Consider the following 14,366-nt stretch of genomic DNA (forward strand, 5'->3'; position numbering starts at 1 on the left):
AACAATAGTCGCTCCCTAAATTTTGGCTGGCCGGCATCGCATTGCCGTTTAGGCCCTTGAGAAAACCATTCATGAAGAAGCTGTGTTTGCTGGGCCTGTTCGTCAGCCTGGCCAGTCATCAGGCATTGGCCGCCACGACCCAGGTCCCTCTGGAAAACAAGGACGCGTTCATCAGCAACCTGATGAAGCAAATGACCCTCGACGAGAAGATCGGCCAGCTGCGCCTGATCAGCATCGGCCCGGAAATGCCCCGCGAGCTGATCCGCAAGGAGATCGCCGCCGGCAACATCGGCGGCACCTTCAACTCGATCACCCGTGCGGAAAACCGTCCGATGCAGGACGCCGCGATGCGCAGCCGGCTGAAGATCCCGATGTTTTTCGCGTACGACGTGATCCACGGCCACCGTACGATTTTCCCGATTCCCCTGGCCCTGGCCTCCAGCTGGGACATGGACGCCATCGGCCGCTCCGGCCGCGTGGCCGCCAACGAGGCGGCGGCCGACAGCCTCGACATCACCTTCGCGCCGATGGTCGACATCTCCCGTGACCCGCGCTGGGGCCGCAGCTCCGAAGGCTTCGGCGAAGACACCTACCTGACCTCGCGCATCGCCAAGGTGATGGTCAAGGCCTACCAGGGCGAGTCGCCGAGCGCGGCGGACAGCATCATGGCCAGCGTCAAGCACTTCGCCCTGTACGGCGCCGTCGAGGGCGGCCGCGACTACAACACCGTGGACATGAGCCCGGTGAAGATGTACCAGGACTACCTGCCGCCGTACCGCGCGGCCATCGACGCCGGCGCAGGCGGGGTGATGGTGGCGCTGAACTCGGTCAACGGCATCCCGGCCACCGCCAACACCTGGCTGATGAACGACCTGCTGCGCAAGGACTGGGGCTTCAAGGGCCTGGCGGTCAGCGACCACGGCGCGATCTTCGAACTGATCAAGCACGGCGTGGCCCGTGACGGCCGCGAGGCGGCGAAGCTGGCGATCAAGGCCGGCATCGACATGAGCATGAACGACACCCTCTACGGCAAGGAGCTGCCGGGGCTGCTCAAGTCCGGCGAGATCGAGCAGAAGGACATCGACAACGCCGTGCGCGAAGTGCTCGCGGCCAAGTACGACATGGGCCTGTTCAAGGATCCGTACCTGCGCATCGGCAAGGCCGAGGACGATCCGGCCGACACCTACGCCGACAGCCGCCTGCACCGCAGCGAGGCCCGCGACGTGGCCCGCCGCAGCCTGGTGCTGCTGACCAACCGCAACCAGACCCTGCCGTTGAAGAAGTCCGCGAAGGTCGCCGTGGTCGGCCCGCTGGCCAAGGCGCCGATCGACATGATGGGCAGCTGGGCCGCCGCCGGCCGCCCGGCCCAGTCGGTCACCCTGTTCGACGGCATGAGCGCGGTCATCGGCGACAAGGCGAACCTGACCTACGCCCGCGGCGCCAACATCACCAGCGACAAGAAGGTGCTCGACTACCTCAACTTCCTCAACTTCGATGCGCCGGAAGTGGTCGATGACCCGCGTCCGGCCAACGTGCTGATCGACGAAGCCGTGAAGGCCGCCAAGGACGCCGACGTGGTCGTGGCCGCCGTGGGCGAGTCCCGCGGCATGTCCCACGAGTCGTCCAGCCGCACCGACCTGAACATCCCGGAAAACCAGCGCGAACTGATCCGTGCCCTGAAGGCCACCGGCAAGCCGCTGGTGCTGGTGCTGATGAACGGCCGTCCGCTGACGCTTCTGGACGAGAAGGAACAGGCCGACGCGATCCTGGAGACCTGGTTCAGCGGCACCGAGGGCGGCAACGCCATCGCCGACGTGCTGTTCGGCGACTACAACCCGTCGGGCAAGCTTGCGGTGACCTTCCCGCGTTCCGTGGGCCAGATCCCGACCTACTACAACCACCTGAGCATCGGCCGGCCGTTCACCCCGGGCAAACCGGGCAACTACACCTCGCAGTACTTCGATGACACCACAGGTCCCCTGTTCCCGTTCGGCTACGGCCTGAGCTACACCGACTTCAGCCTGAGCGACATGGCGCTGTCGTCCACCACCCTGAACGCCACCGGCAAGCTCGACGCCAGCGTCGTGGTGAAGAACACCGGCCAGCGTGACGGCGAAACCGTGGTGCAGCTGTACATCCAGGACGTCACCGGCTCGATGATCCGTCCGGTGAAGGAGCTGAAGAACTTCCAGAAGATCCTGCTCAAGGCCGGCGAACAGAAAGTCGTGCACTTCACCATCACCGAAGACGACCTGAAGTTCTACAACGCCCAGCTCAAGTACGCGGCCGAGCCCGGCAAGTTCAACGTGCAGATCGGCCTGGACTCCCAGGACGTGACGCAGCAGAGCTTCGAGCTGCTGTAAGGCAAAGCAACGCAATACCTGTGGGAGCTGCGGTGCGACGACTCGACTTGCCCGCTCCCACAAGGGTTTCAGGGGGCGGCAGTCATCCCCGCCGATCCAGCAGATTGACCACCAACCGGTCCACCCATCCCCACAGCCGCTGCTTGATGCGCCGCCACAACGGCCGGCGCCGCCATTCCTCCAGGCTCACTTGCTGGCTCAGGCCGAAATCCCGCTCGAAGCTCGAAGCCACCGCCGCCGTCAACGGCGGATCCAGCGCCTCCAGGTTCGCTTCCAGGTTGAAGCGCAGGTTCCAGTGGTCGAAGTTGCACGAACCGATGCTCACCCAATCGTCCACCAGCACCATTTTCAGGTGCAGGAAACACGGCTGATACTCGAAGATCTTCACCCCGGCCTTGAGCAGGCGCGGGTAGTAGCGGTGCCCGGCGTAGCGCACGGAAGGGTGATCGGTGCGCGGCCCGGTCAGCAGCAGGCGCACATCGAGGCCACGGGCGGCGGCCTTGCGCAGGGAGCGGCGGATCTTCCAGGTCGGCAGGAAATACGGTGTGGCCAGCCAGATGCGGCGCTGGCCGCTGTTCAGCGCGCGGAACAGCGACTGCAGGATGTCCCGGTGCTGACGGGCGTCGGCATAGGCCACCCGGCCCATGCCCTCCCCCGCGTCCGGCACCCGGGGCAGGCGCGGCAGGCCGAAATGCGCATTGGGCCGCCAGGCGCGGCGATGGCGGTTGGCGATCCACTGGCGGTCGAACAGCAGTTGCCAGTCGAGCACCAAGGGGCCTGTGATCTGCACCATCACCTCGTGCCATTCGCTGGTGTCGTGGCCCGGCGTCCAGAACTCGTCGGTGACCCCGGTGCCGCCCACCACCGCCAGGCATTGATCCACCAGCAGCAGCTTGCGGTGGTCGCGATAGAAATTGCCGACCCAGCGCCGCCAGTTCAGGCGGTTGTAGAAACGCAGTTCGACCCCGGCGCCGGTCAGCCGCTGACGCAGGTTCAGGGTGAAGGCCAGGCTGCCGTAATCGTCGAACAGGCAGCGCACCCGCACGCCCCGCTCCGCCGCCAGCACCAGCGCCTGCACCACGGTTTCGGCGCAGGCGCCGGCCTCCACCAGGTACAGTTCCAGCTCGATCTGCTCGCGGGCGCCGGCGATGGCGTCGAGCATGCGCGGGAAGAACTGCGGCCCGTCGATCAACAGCTCGAAGCGGTTGCCGTCGCGCCAGGGGAACACCGCGCCGCGCATGTCAGCGCGCCGCGAAGATCAGCACCGCACCCACCGGCACCGACAGGCTGATGGCCGACAGGCCGGCCAGGCCGCGCAGGGTTTCCAGCCCCGGCGCCAGGTCGAAGTCCTCGGCGTTGATCACCAGCGGTTCCAGGGTCACCACCTGAAAGCGCCGGTCGTCGAGACGGGTGGCGAGCAGTTCGGCGGGGTATTCGCGCTGTTTGCCGTGCAGGCTGACGGCCAGCGGCAGGCGCAGTTCCAGTTGCGCGCCGGGCGCCAGGTCGTTGATCGGGCGCAGGTCGATCCGGGTGGAGATGGTGGCATCGGGGAATTGATCAATCTGGAACAGCTCCTTGCGCATGCGCTCGTCGCGCAGCGGGATGCCGCTGTTGATCGAGTCCAGCTCGACCTCGACCTCGGCCCGGCCGTCCGGGTCGACCTTGCCGTGCAGCACCAGGAAGCGCTGCACTTCGGCGATGTTGGCGTTTTTCGTGCTGACGAACGACAGCCGCGAGGATTCGCCGTCCAGGTACCAGTTGGCCTGGGCCGGCAGGGCGGTCGCGGCCAGCAGCAGGCCGGCGGCGGTGCAGAGAGAACGGTTGAGCATTGAAGACCCGTGGGGCAGAAAAACCTGCACGAACCTTAACCGGCCCGGGCCGTTCCGGCAAAGCCCAATCCTGTGGCGAGGGAGCTTGCTCCCTCGCCTCAAGCTACAAGCTCCAAGCTTCAAGCTTGGAGCTTGTAGCTTGTAGCTTGTAGCTTGTAGCTTGTAGCTTGTAGCTTGTAGCTTGTAGCTTGTAGCTTGTAGCTTGTAGCTTGTAGCTTGTAGCTTGTAGCTTGTAGCTTGTAGCTTGGAGCTCACATCATCAGGGCGCCAAGCGACAGCCCTGGCGCTCGCCCATCCACCGGGCGCTGTTGCTGCGGCCCAGGCCGCTTGCGGTGACGGTCTTGCTCGACGGCTCGTCGGCAAAGGCGCTGGTGGCCAGCCACTGCTTCACATACCCGCGGCAGTACGCGGCGTCGTTGTTCATCACGTACCGGCACGAGCAGTATTCCTTGGCGGTGTAGGCGCTGATGATGTCCGGGAAGGCCCACAGCGCTTGGCGCTCGAGCCAGCCCCAGCCCAGCAGCGCGACGCACGCCAGCAGCAACACACGCTTGAGCAGCTTCATGGCCGCACCGTCCCGGCGAATGCCGCGAGGGTCCGCTTGAGCAGTTCGTTGTGCCGGTAGCGGCCGTCGCGGTCGTCGCCGTAACGCACGATCACCAGGTTCGCGCTCGGGATCACATACAAGGCCTGCCCCCAATGGCCGAGGGCGGCGAAAGTGTCGGGCGGCGCGTCCGGCCAAGGCGACGGCGCGCCGTCCGCCGCAAGGTTGAGCCACCAGTGGCCGCCGGGCACGGCCTCGTCCTGGCCGGCCTTGTAGCCGGCGAACGGGGTGCGGTTGAAGGCGACCCATTCGGCGGGCAGCAATTGCCGTTCGCCCCAGCGCCCGTCCCGGGCCATCAGCAGGCCGATCCGCGCCAGGTCGCGGGCGGTCAGGTAGACATACGACGAAGCGACGAAAGTGCCGGCGGCATCGGTCTCCCACACGGCACGGCGGATGCCCAGCGGCTCGAACAGGGCGGTCCAGGGATAGTCCGCATAGCGCTGCGGACCGACGATGCCCTTGAGCGCCGCCGCCAGCAGGTTGCTGTCGCCGCTGGAATAACGGAACGCCTTGCCCGGTGCGGCATAGGCTTCATGACTTGCCGCGAACGCGGCCATGTCTCGATGGCCGCGGGTGTAGAGCATCGCCACCACCGAGGACTTGAGCGGCGCGTATTCGTAGTCTTCCTGCCAGTCCAGGCCTGAGGCCCAGTGCAGCAGGTCGCGCAGGGTGAGGGCCGGGTGCCGCTCCAGCGCCGGGTAGTATTTCGACACCGGGTCTTCGAGGCGGAACCGGCCTTCGCCGTAGGCCACCCCCAGCAGCGTGGCCATCAGGCTCTTGCTGATCGACCAGGTCAGGTGCGGGGTGTCGGCGGTGGTCGGGCCGGCGTAGCGCTCATAGACCAATCGACCGTCACGGATCACCAGCAAGGCATCGGTGCGGACGCCCTGGCGGGTGCCGTCGTCACGGGGCGGGAAGGCGTAGGCCTCCAGGGCCTCGACGGCCGGGCCGGTCGCTTGCGGGTCGGTCGGCCACTCCTCGGCGCGCACCGCAAGGCTGATCAGCAGCAGACACAAGAACAGGCCTTTGAACATGGCAGGGGCTCTGGGGATGAACCCGACGAGGGTAGCCGGCATTGATGACAGATTGGCGATGGACGGTGGCCTGATGCAGAGCCAGCGGTCACCGCAGAAAACTGTAGGAGCCAGCCTGCTGGCGATGACGGCGACACATCGCATTGAGGTGTCTGCCAGACCGCTATCGCCAGCAGGCTGGCTCCTGCAGGGTGTCTGGTTTAAGGCCGGTCAGCCCGCCGCCCAGGCCTTGGCCAAGCGCTTGGCCCGTGCCTCTGCCGCCAGTTGCATGACAGACCGGTCCCGCGCCCACATCGCCGCCCACTCCGGCGCCCCTTGGGCAAGCGCATGATCCAGCTCAGGCTTGAGCGCGTCGAACTGGGCGAACAGTCCGCCCAGCACCACATGCGCCGCCGGGCTGTCCGGCGGTAGCCGGCTGGCTTCGGCGCATCCGGCCAGCAGCGCCACCCAGCGCAGTTGCAGCACCTGCGGCCAGCCGCAGTCCTGGCCGACGCCGTACAGCCACGCGGTCATCGCGCTCAGCACGTAGATGTCCTCCAGGGTGCGGAACGGTTTCACGTAAGCGTCCCAGCCATCCCCGGCAAGCAATTCGCAGCCTGCGTTCTCCAGATGCAGGCGACCGTGGCTGACGTCCGGCATCAGCGGCAGGGCCGGCAGCGCTTCCACCCGCACACCGGGCTCGTCCGGATACACCACCGCCAGGCTCAGGCTCGGCGCCTCACCCGGCGCCTCGCTGCGCGCAGCGACCAGCAGCCAGTCGGCGGCGGCGCCGGCGGTGACGAAATCCTTGCGCCCGTCCAGGCGCAGGTCCGTGAGCCGGGTCTGCATGTCCGCCGGGCGCAGGCTGCGCCGTTCGGTCGCACACAGGGCGCCCAGGCCGGGCGGCGCGCTCGGCCAGAGCATGCGCAGGGCCGCCTGGTAGCCCACCAGGAACGCCAGCCCCGGCGTGGCCATCCGCCGCCCGCCGGCCACCGCCAGTTCGAACGGGGTCACGCTGCCCAACTGATGCAGCAGCATCGCGAAACCTTCCCTCAGGTCAGGGACGGCGGGCATTCGTTCACGGCATTCAAGCAGGGTCGGCCAGGGCATAGGAGGCTCCTTGAGGGCTGTCATACAAGCATCACCAAACATTCATGGCGATGACACCGGGGCTACATAGCCTGACTTTGCCCAACACGGCGGCATAAAGAAAGTCGATCGGCTGCAACCCTTGACGGGTGAACGGCCCGTACGGAGATTCACATGACTCAGATCGCCCGCATCAGCGAAACCGGCAATGAACGCCGCCTGCAAGCCGAACGCCTGATCGGCGCCGAGGCTTTGCAGCAAGCCCAGGCCTTGCGCTTCAACGTGTTCAGCGGCGAATTCAACGCCAAGCTGAAGGGCGCGGAGCTGGGTCTGGACATGGATGACTATGATGTCCACTGCAGCCACATCGGCGTGCGTGACCTGAACACCGGACGCCTGGTGGCGACCACCCGCCTGCTCGACCACACCGCCGCCAGCAGCCTGGGCCGCTTCTACAGCGAAGAAGAATTCAGCCTCCACGGCCTCGCCGGCCTGCAGGGCCCGATCCTGGAGATCGGCCGCACCTGCGTCGATCCGGCCTACCGCAACGGCGGCACCATCGCCGTGCTCTGGGGCGAACTGGCCGAAGTGCTGAACCAGGGCGGCTACAGCTACCTGATGGGCTGCGCCAGCATCCCGATGCAGGACGGCGGCGTGCAGGCCCACGCGATCATGCAGCGCCTGCGCGAACGCTACCTGTGCACCGAGCACCTGCGCGCCGAACCGAAAAATCCGCTGCCGTCGCTGGACATCCCCTCCAACGTGATCGCCGAGATGCCGCCGCTGCTCAAGGCCTACATGCGCCTGGGCGCGAAGATCTGCGGCGAGCCGTGCTGGGACGAAGACTTCCAGGTGGCCGACGTGTTCATCCTGCTCAAGCGCGACGAACTCTGCCCGCGCTACGCCAAGCACTTCAAGGCGGCCGTGTGATGGGCCGCCTGCGGGTGTACGCGCGGATCGCGCGGGTGCTGCTGGTGGTCGCGCTGGGCCTGTGCATGGCCAGCGTGTTCGGGGTGTTCGAGCGGCTGGGCCTGGCCCATTCGATGGTGCGCCGGCAGCGCTGGTCGCGGTTTTTCATGGCGCGCCTGAGCAACGCCCTGCCCTTTCGCGTGACCGTCCTCGGCGAGCTGCCCAAGCAGCCGATGCTGTGGGTCAGCAACCATGTGTCGTGGACCGACATTCCGCTGCTGGGCATGCTCACGCCGCTGTCGTTCCTGTCCAAGGCCGAAGTGCGCACCTGGCCGGTGGCCGGCTGGCTGGCCGCCAAGGCCGGCAGCCTGTTCATCCGCCGCGGTTCGGGCGACAGCCAGTTGATCCGCAAACAGATGACCCGTCACCTGCATTCCGAACATCCGCTGCTGATGTTCCCGGAAGGCACCACCACCGACGGCCGTTCGCTGCGCACCTTCCACGGGCGCCTGCTGTCGGCGGCCATCGACTCCGAGGTGAAGCTGCAACCGGTGGCGATCCGTTACCTGCGCGATGGCCACATCGACCCGCTGGCGCCGTTCATCGGTGACGATGACCTGCTGTCGCACCTGATGCGCCTGTTCAGCCATGACTGCGGCGAGGTGGAGATCCACCTGCTCAAGCCGATCGCCTGCCAGGGGCGCGAGCGCGCGGCGCTGGCGTTCGAGGCGCAGCAGGCGGTGCAGAAGGCGTTGTTCGGCGATGTGTCCAAGCCGGTCGAACCGAGTCGTGCCGGCGACCTGATTGCCGCTTGAGGCCACTCGCCCCTGTAGGAGCCAGCCTGCTGGCGATGGAGGCCCGTCAGTCGATGCCTATGTGACTGATCCGGCCCTATCGCCAGCAGGCTGGCTCCTACAGAGTGATCAAGATGCCGGCGGGGTCTGCGCGAAGTCCTGGAGCCTTGGATAGAACCGCGCGAAATCCTCGCTCAACGGCTCGTACAGCCGCCGCAGCTCGTCCATCGCCCCCGCCAGTTCCTCCGGCCGGCTCAGCCGCCGGGAAATCCCCCGCAGCACCTGCTCCAGCACCTCGAACTCCCGGTACGACCCCAGCCAGTCGTCGGCCACCATGTACGGCGCGATCTTCGCCAGGCGCTCGGGCAAGTGCCGTTCGCCGGACAGCGTGCGGTAGACATCCGACGTGAAGTGCTCCAACGGCCGATCCGCGTACAGCGTCCAGTCACGGGCCAGGCAATGGTCGAAGAACACGTCGAGGACGATGCCCGCGTAGCGCCGCCGTGTCGTGGCGAAGCGGTCCAGCGCCGTCCCCACCAGCGGGTGCCGGTCGGTGAACACGTCGATTTGCCGGTGCAGCCGGATGGCGGCCTCGATCTCCGGCGCGTACTGCCCTTGCAGCGGCCCTTTGACGAAATCGCCGTACAGGCTGCCGAGCAATTGTCCGGGGCGCTGGCCTCCGAGGTGCAAATGTGCGAGATAGTTCATGGGCGCAGCTTAGCACTGCTCCTTTGCTGGATCACAACCACAATATCGTTATAACCCGATATACCGATTTATGCGGTCGTCAGATCGAAATCATATTGGTATATCGCGAAATTCCGATTTAAAGTTCGCCTCATCGCGATATAACGCTACACGTCACGAGCACCCGACCATGAACCTCAACCTCGACGAAATCATAAAAGCCCTGGCGCACCCGGTACGCAGAGACATCCTGCACTGGCTGAAAGACCCGACCGTCGAATTTCCCGACCAGTCCCACAGCAACGAGCACGGCGTCTGCGCCGGGCAGATCGACCAACGCTGCGGCCTGTCGCAGTCGACCGTATCCGCCCACTTGGCGACCCTGCAGCGCGCCGGCCTGGTCAGCAGCCGCAAGGTCGGCCAGTGGCACTTCTTCAAACGCAACGAGGACGTGATCCAGGCGTTCCTCGAAACACTCGGCAAAGAGCTCTGACCCTTAACGTCAGCCGGCCCAAAAGGAAATCACGATGCCCATCCCGCTTCTCATACTCGCCTTGAGCGCCTTCGCCATCGGCACCACCGAGTTCGTCATCATGGGGCTGCTGCCCGATGTGGCGGCCGACCTGGGCGTGTCGATCCCCGGCGCCGGCTGGCTGGTGACCGGCTACGCCCTGGGCGTGGCCATCGGCGCGCCGTTCATGGCGCTGGCCACCGCCCGCCTGCCGCGCAAGGCCGCGCTGATCGCGCTGATGGGCATCTTCATCGTCGGCAACCTGCTGTGTGCGGTGGCCAGCGACTACAACGTGCTGATGCTGGCACGGGTCATCACCGCCCTGTGCCACGGCGCCTTCTTCGGCATCGGCTCGGTGGTGGCGGCCAACCTGGTGCCGGCCAACAAGCGCGCTTCGGCCGTGGCCCTGATGTTCACCGGCCTGACCCTGGCCAACGTCCTCGGCGTGCCGCTGGGCACCGCCCTCGGCCAGGAAGCCGGCTGGCGCTCGACCTTCTGGGCCGTGACCTTGATCGGCGTCGTCGCCCTGCTCGGCCTGATCCGCTTCCTGCCGGCCAAGCGCGACGAGGAAAAGCTCGACATGCGCGCCGAACTCGCCGCCCTCAAGGGCGCCGGCATCTGGCTGTCGCTGAGCATGACCGCGCTGTTCGCCGCCTCGGTGTTCACCCTGTTCACCTACGTCGCGCCGCTGCTGGGCGAAGTCACCGGCGTCTCGCCCCGCGGCGTGACCTGGACGCTGATGCTCATCGGCCTGGGCCTGACCGTCGGCAACATCATCGGCGGCAAGCTGGCCGACAAGGGCCTGGCCGCCACGCTGATCGGCGTGTTCGTCGCCATGGCCGCGGCCTCCACCGTGCTGACCTGGACCAGCGTCGCGCTGATCCCCACCGAAATCACCCTGTTCCTCTGGGCCACCGCCTGCTTCGCGGCCGTACCGGCACTGCAAGTCAACGTGGTGACCTTCGGCAAGGCGGCCCCGAACCTGGTCTCGACCCTGAACATCGGCGCCTTCAACGTCGGCAACGCCCTGGGCGCCTGGGTCGGCGGCAGCGTCATCGCCCACGGCTACGGCCTGACCAGCGTGCCCCTGGCCGCCGCAGCGCTGGCCGTGCTCGCCTTGCTGGCGACCCTGATCACTTTCCGCCAGAACGGCAATCCCGAACTGGCACCGGCTGCAAACTGACTCACTTTTCACCTCACGAGGGTTGTATCTCATGGCAACGATTTTCGATCCGATCAAACTGGGCGACCTGGAACTGTCCAACCGCATCATCATGGCGCCGCTGACCCGCTGCCGCGCCGACGAAGGCCGCGTGCCCAACGCGCTGATGGCCGAGTACTACGTGCAGCGCGCTTCCGCCGGCCTGATCCTCAGCGAAGCCACCTCGGTGACCCCGATGGGCGTCGGCTATCCGGACACCCCCGGCATCTGGTCCAACGACCAGGTGCGCGGCTGGACCAACGTGACCAAAGCGGTGCACGCCGCCGGCGGCAAGATCGTCCTGCAGCTGTGGCACGTCGGCCGGATCTCCCACCCGTCGTACCTGAACGGCGAAACGCCGGTCGCCCCGAGCGCCCTGCAGCCAAAAGGCCATGTCAGCCTGGTGCGTCCGCTGTCCGACTACGTCACCCCGCGCGCCCTGGAAACCGATGAGATCGCCGAGATCGTCGAGGCCTACCGCACCGGTGCCGAGAACGCCAAGGCCGCCGGCTTCGACGGCGTGGAGATCCACGGCGCCAACGGCTACCTGCTCGACCAGTTCCTGCAGAGCAGCACCAACCAGCGCACCGACCAGTACGGCGGTTCCCTGGAGAACCGTGCCCGCCTGCTGCTGGAAGTGACCGACGCCGCCATCGACGTCTGGGGCGCCGGCCGCGTCGGCGTGCACCTGGCGCCGCGCGCCGACTCCCACGACATGGGCGACGACAACCTCGCCGAAACCTTCACCTACGTGGCGCGTGAACTGGGCAAGCGCGGCATCGCGTTCATCTGCTCCCGCGAGAAGGAAGGCGCCGACAGCCTCGGCCCGCAGCTCAAGGAAGCCTTCGGCGGCGCCTACATCGCCAACGAGCGCTTCACCAAGGACAGCGCCAACCAGTGGCTGGCCAGCGGCAAGGCCGACGCGGTGGCCTTCGGCGTCCCGTTCATCGCCAACCCGGACCTGCCGGCCCGCCTGAAGGCTGACGCGCCGCTGAACGAGCCGCGTCCGGAACTGTTCTACGGCAAGGGCGCGGTCGGCTACCTCGACTACCCGACCCTGTAAGCCGCACCGCAGAAACGCAAAAGCCCCGACTCTGACGAGTCGGGGCTTTTTCTTGCGCGTTCGCCACGCGCCTCACACACCTTCACAGGTGCACAACAAAATCCCTACAAAATACGTAGCCCGCTATGTATCAACCCCCGCCGCAGGCGTATATAAAGGCACTCCATGGCAGCGGGGCCCGTGAACAGGGATCTTCATCGGCCTCCTTGATTGACACACGCTGATCCAAATACGCATTTTGTTTCATTTGCGCAGGGCGGGGCTCAGGCGCAGCATGTCCAACCCTGCATCGACCCAGCGTTCGGCTTCGGCCTGCAGCTCGAAGCTGTCCGGCGCCAGCAGCCACTGATACAGCAGACCGTCGATGTAGGCATGGATCGCGATGGCGGCCCGGGCGGTGTCGAGGTCGGCCGGCAACTGCCCGCGCTTGACCGCATTGCTCAGGGTCAGCCCGATGCCTACGTTGCATTCGAGGCTGGCCGCCCGACGCTGCTGGCGCAGGTCGCACATTTCATCGGTGAACTCGCACTTATGAAAGAGAATCTCGTTGATGCGCCGGGTCTTGGGATCCAGCGCGATCTGATGGAACAAATGAACCAGCAGCTGGCGCATGCAGCCAAGCGGGTCGACCTCGTCCTCGCTTTCGCTGGCCCTGGCCAGCTCGTCCAGCGGCTCGCGCAACGTGTCGAGCATGGCCTGGAGCAGATCGGCCTTGTTGCTGAAATGCCAGTAGATGGCGCCGCGGGTGACACCGGCCAGCGTCGCGATGTCGGCCAGCGTCGTGCGGGCCACGCCGCGCTCGTAGAACGCGTGCTCGGCCGCTTCGAGTATCCGGCTCCGGGTCTCTTGAGCTTCCTCTTTGGTGCGACGGACCATGGCAGTAAAACCTCAAACAGGATGTTTCAGGGATGGCTGAATATCCGCTGAATAAAAAGGGGGTGATCTCTCGTGGATCGACTGCCCCGGCCTACAATTTCGAACCTTGCGACGACTTTTGTAACAGGGTGGGTACGCAGTCAAGGTGTTTACAAACAACCATGAACGTAAGTATATTCCTTAGCAAGCTACTTATCCACCCGGCATCCCTTTTTTACCCTTCCACCTTTCTTGTGCGCTTTTTGCGCGCCTGACCCGAGGATCTTCATGCAATTCAAGCCAGCTGTTACCGCTCTGGTCACTGCCGTCGCCCTGGCATCGCTGCTCAGCGGATGCAAAAAGGAAGAGGCGGCGCCCGCCGCCCCTCCTCCTCAGGTCGGCGTCGTCACCCTGCAACCCCAGACCTTCACCCTGACCTCGGAACTGCCGGGGCGCACCAGTGCGTTCCGCATCGCCGAAGTCCGCCCGCAGGTCAACGGCATCATTCTCAAACGTCTGTTCAAGGAAGGCGGCGACGTCAAGGCCGGCCAGCAGCTGTATCAGATCGATCCGTCGGTCTATGAGGCGACCCTGAAAAGCGCCGAAGCCAACCTGCGTTCGACCAAGTCGATCTCCGACCGCTACAAGCAGCTGGTCGACGAACAAGCCGTCAGCCGCCAGGAATACGACACCGCCGTGGCCAACCGCCTGCAATCGGAAGCCGCCTTGCAGAGCGCGCAGATCAACGTGCGCTACACCAAGGTCTACGCGCCGATCTCCGGCCGCATCGGCCGCTCTTCGGTGACCGAAGGCGCGCTGGTGAGCAACGCCCAGGCCGACGCGATGGCGACGATCCAGCAGCTGGATCCGATCTACGTCGATGTGACGCAGTCTTCCGTCGAACTGCTGGAACTGCGCCGCGAACTGGAAAGCGGTCGCCTGCAGAAGGCCGGCGACAACGCCGCCGCGGTCAAGCTGACCCTGGAAGACGGCAGCCAGTACAAGCTCGACGGTAAGCTGGAATTCTCCGAAGTGTCGGTGGACCAGACCACCGGTTCGGTGACCCTGCGCGCCGTGTTCCCGAACCCGGAACACACCCTGCTGCCGGGCATGTTCGTCCACGCCCAGTTGCAGGCCGGCGTGAACAGCGCCGCGATCCTCGCGCCGCAGCAAGGCGTGACCCGCGACCTCAAGGGTACCCCGACCGCCCTGGTCGTCGGCGCCGACAACAAGGTCGAGCTGCGCCAGCTCAAGGCCAGCCGCACCGTCGGCAGCCAGTGGCTGGTCGAAGACGGCCTGAAGGCCGGCGACCGCCTGATCACCGAAGGCCTGCAGTTCGTGCGTCCGGGCGCGGTGGTCAACCCGACCGAAGCGACCAACGTCGGCGCGAAGAACCCGGCCCCCGCTCAGGCAGCCGACAAGGCCGCCGGCGGCAAAGGGGAGTAATC

14 protein-coding genes are annotated in these 14,366 nt (G+C 66.0%); 7 read left to right on the plus strand and 7 right to left on the minus strand.

Translation table 11 applies throughout. From position 1 onward, the window contains the following. The first annotated feature begins 71 nt into the window (after nt 1-71). A complete protein-coding gene (gene bglX / locus KVG96_RS18090) occupies nt 72-2,363 on the plus strand; it encodes a beta-glucosidase BglX (RefSeq protein ID WP_217893311.1) in 2,292 nt (763 codons plus the stop codon). Between the two features lie 82 nt (nt 2,364-2,445). Here the strand turns inward: bglX and KVG96_RS18095 are convergent, their stop codons facing one another. The 5 genes from KVG96_RS18095 to KVG96_RS18115 all read right to left on the minus strand — a co-directional run bounded on the left by KVG96_RS18095 (nt 2,446) and on the right by KVG96_RS18115 (nt 6,919). Further along, nucleotides 2,446-3,603, minus strand: a complete 1,158-nt coding sequence (locus KVG96_RS18095; RefSeq protein WP_217893312.1) for a phospholipase D-like domain-containing protein — start codon at nt 3,601-3,603, stop codon at nt 2,446-2,448. A gap of 1 nt (nt 3,604) precedes the next feature. Next, entirely contained in the window at nt 3,605-4,192 is a 588-nt protein-coding gene (locus KVG96_RS18100; RefSeq protein WP_217893313.1) for a YceI family protein, read from the minus strand. A gap of 259 nt (nt 4,193-4,451) precedes the next feature. Further along, entirely contained in the window at nt 4,452-4,757 is a 306-nt protein-coding gene (locus KVG96_RS18105) for an amidase (RefSeq protein WP_217893314.1), read from the minus strand. Continuing rightward, nucleotides 4,754-5,830 (minus strand): serine hydrolase domain-containing protein, encoded by a 1,077-nt coding sequence (locus KVG96_RS18110; RefSeq protein ID WP_217893315.1) that lies wholly within the window; start codon nt 5,828-5,830, stop codon nt 4,754-4,756. Before KVG96_RS18110 ends, KVG96_RS18105 begins: the two co-directional genes overlap by 4 nt. 210 nt (nt 5,831-6,040) lie before the next feature. Beyond that, on the minus strand, nt 6,041-6,919 hold the full coding sequence (locus KVG96_RS18115) for an acyl-CoA dehydrogenase family protein (protein WP_217893316.1): 879 nt from the start codon (nt 6,917-6,919) through the stop codon (nt 6,041-6,043). Nucleotides 6,920-7,072: 153 nt separating this feature from the next. On the opposite strand from KVG96_RS18115, the gene olsB reads away from it, so the two are divergent. Then, nucleotides 7,073-7,828 carry an L-ornithine N(alpha)-acyltransferase gene (gene olsB / locus KVG96_RS18120; RefSeq protein ID WP_217893317.1) on the plus strand — a complete coding sequence of 252 codons (756 nt, stop codon included), beginning with the start codon at nt 7,073-7,075 and terminating at the stop codon, nt 7,826-7,828. Next, on the plus strand, nt 7,828-8,622 hold the full coding sequence (locus KVG96_RS18125) for a lysophospholipid acyltransferase family protein (RefSeq protein ID WP_217893318.1): 795 nt from the start codon (nt 7,828-7,830) through the stop codon (nt 8,620-8,622). Before olsB ends, KVG96_RS18125 begins: the two co-directional genes overlap by 1 nt. A gap of 108 nt (nt 8,623-8,730) precedes the next feature. On the opposite strand, the gene KVG96_RS18130 is transcribed toward KVG96_RS18125, so the two are convergent. Further along, a complete protein-coding gene (locus KVG96_RS18130) occupies nt 8,731-9,309 on the minus strand; it encodes an acyl carrier protein phosphodiesterase (RefSeq protein ID WP_217893319.1) in 579 nt (192 codons plus the stop codon). A gap of 169 nt (nt 9,310-9,478) precedes the next feature. Between KVG96_RS18130 and KVG96_RS18135 the strand changes: the two genes are divergently transcribed. The 3 genes from KVG96_RS18135 to KVG96_RS18145 are packed head-to-tail and all read left to right on the plus strand — an operon-like array spanning nt 9,479 to nt 12,063. Beyond that, nucleotides 9,479-9,781 (plus strand): ArsR/SmtB family transcription factor, encoded by a 303-nt coding sequence (locus KVG96_RS18135; RefSeq protein ID WP_085581727.1) that lies wholly within the window; start codon nt 9,479-9,481, stop codon nt 9,779-9,781. A gap of 34 nt (nt 9,782-9,815) precedes the next feature. Next, nucleotides 9,816-10,982, plus strand: coding sequence for an MFS transporter (locus tag KVG96_RS18140; RefSeq protein WP_217893320.1), 1,167 nt, complete (start codon nt 9,816-9,818; stop codon nt 10,980-10,982). Between the two features lie 31 nt (nt 10,983-11,013). Continuing rightward, nucleotides 11,014-12,063: an alkene reductase gene (locus KVG96_RS18145; protein ID WP_085581723.1), complete on the plus strand. Its 1,050-nt coding sequence runs from the start codon at nt 11,014-11,016 to the stop codon at nt 12,061-12,063. Between the two features lie 243 nt (nt 12,064-12,306). Here KVG96_RS18145 and KVG96_RS18150 read toward each other — a convergent pair whose 3' ends face one another. Beyond that, nucleotides 12,307-12,939, minus strand: coding sequence for a TetR family transcriptional regulator (locus KVG96_RS18150; RefSeq protein WP_217893321.1), 633 nt, complete (start codon nt 12,937-12,939; stop codon nt 12,307-12,309). Between the two features lie 267 nt (nt 12,940-13,206). Here KVG96_RS18150 and emhA point away from each other — a divergent pair, with 267 nt between their 5' ends. Then, the gene (gene emhA, locus KVG96_RS18155; RefSeq protein WP_085581719.1) at nt 13,207-14,364 is read left to right on the plus strand and encodes an efflux RND transporter periplasmic adaptor subunit EmhA; all 1,158 of its coding nucleotides are present in this window, start codon (nt 13,207-13,209) and stop codon (nt 14,362-14,364) included. The last annotated feature ends 2 nt before the right edge of the window (nt 14,365-14,366 follow it).

This window comes from Pseudomonas ekonensis, from assembly GCF_019145435.1.
GTDB lineage: Bacteria > Pseudomonadota > Gammaproteobacteria > Pseudomonadales > Pseudomonadaceae > Aquipseudomonas > Aquipseudomonas ekonensis.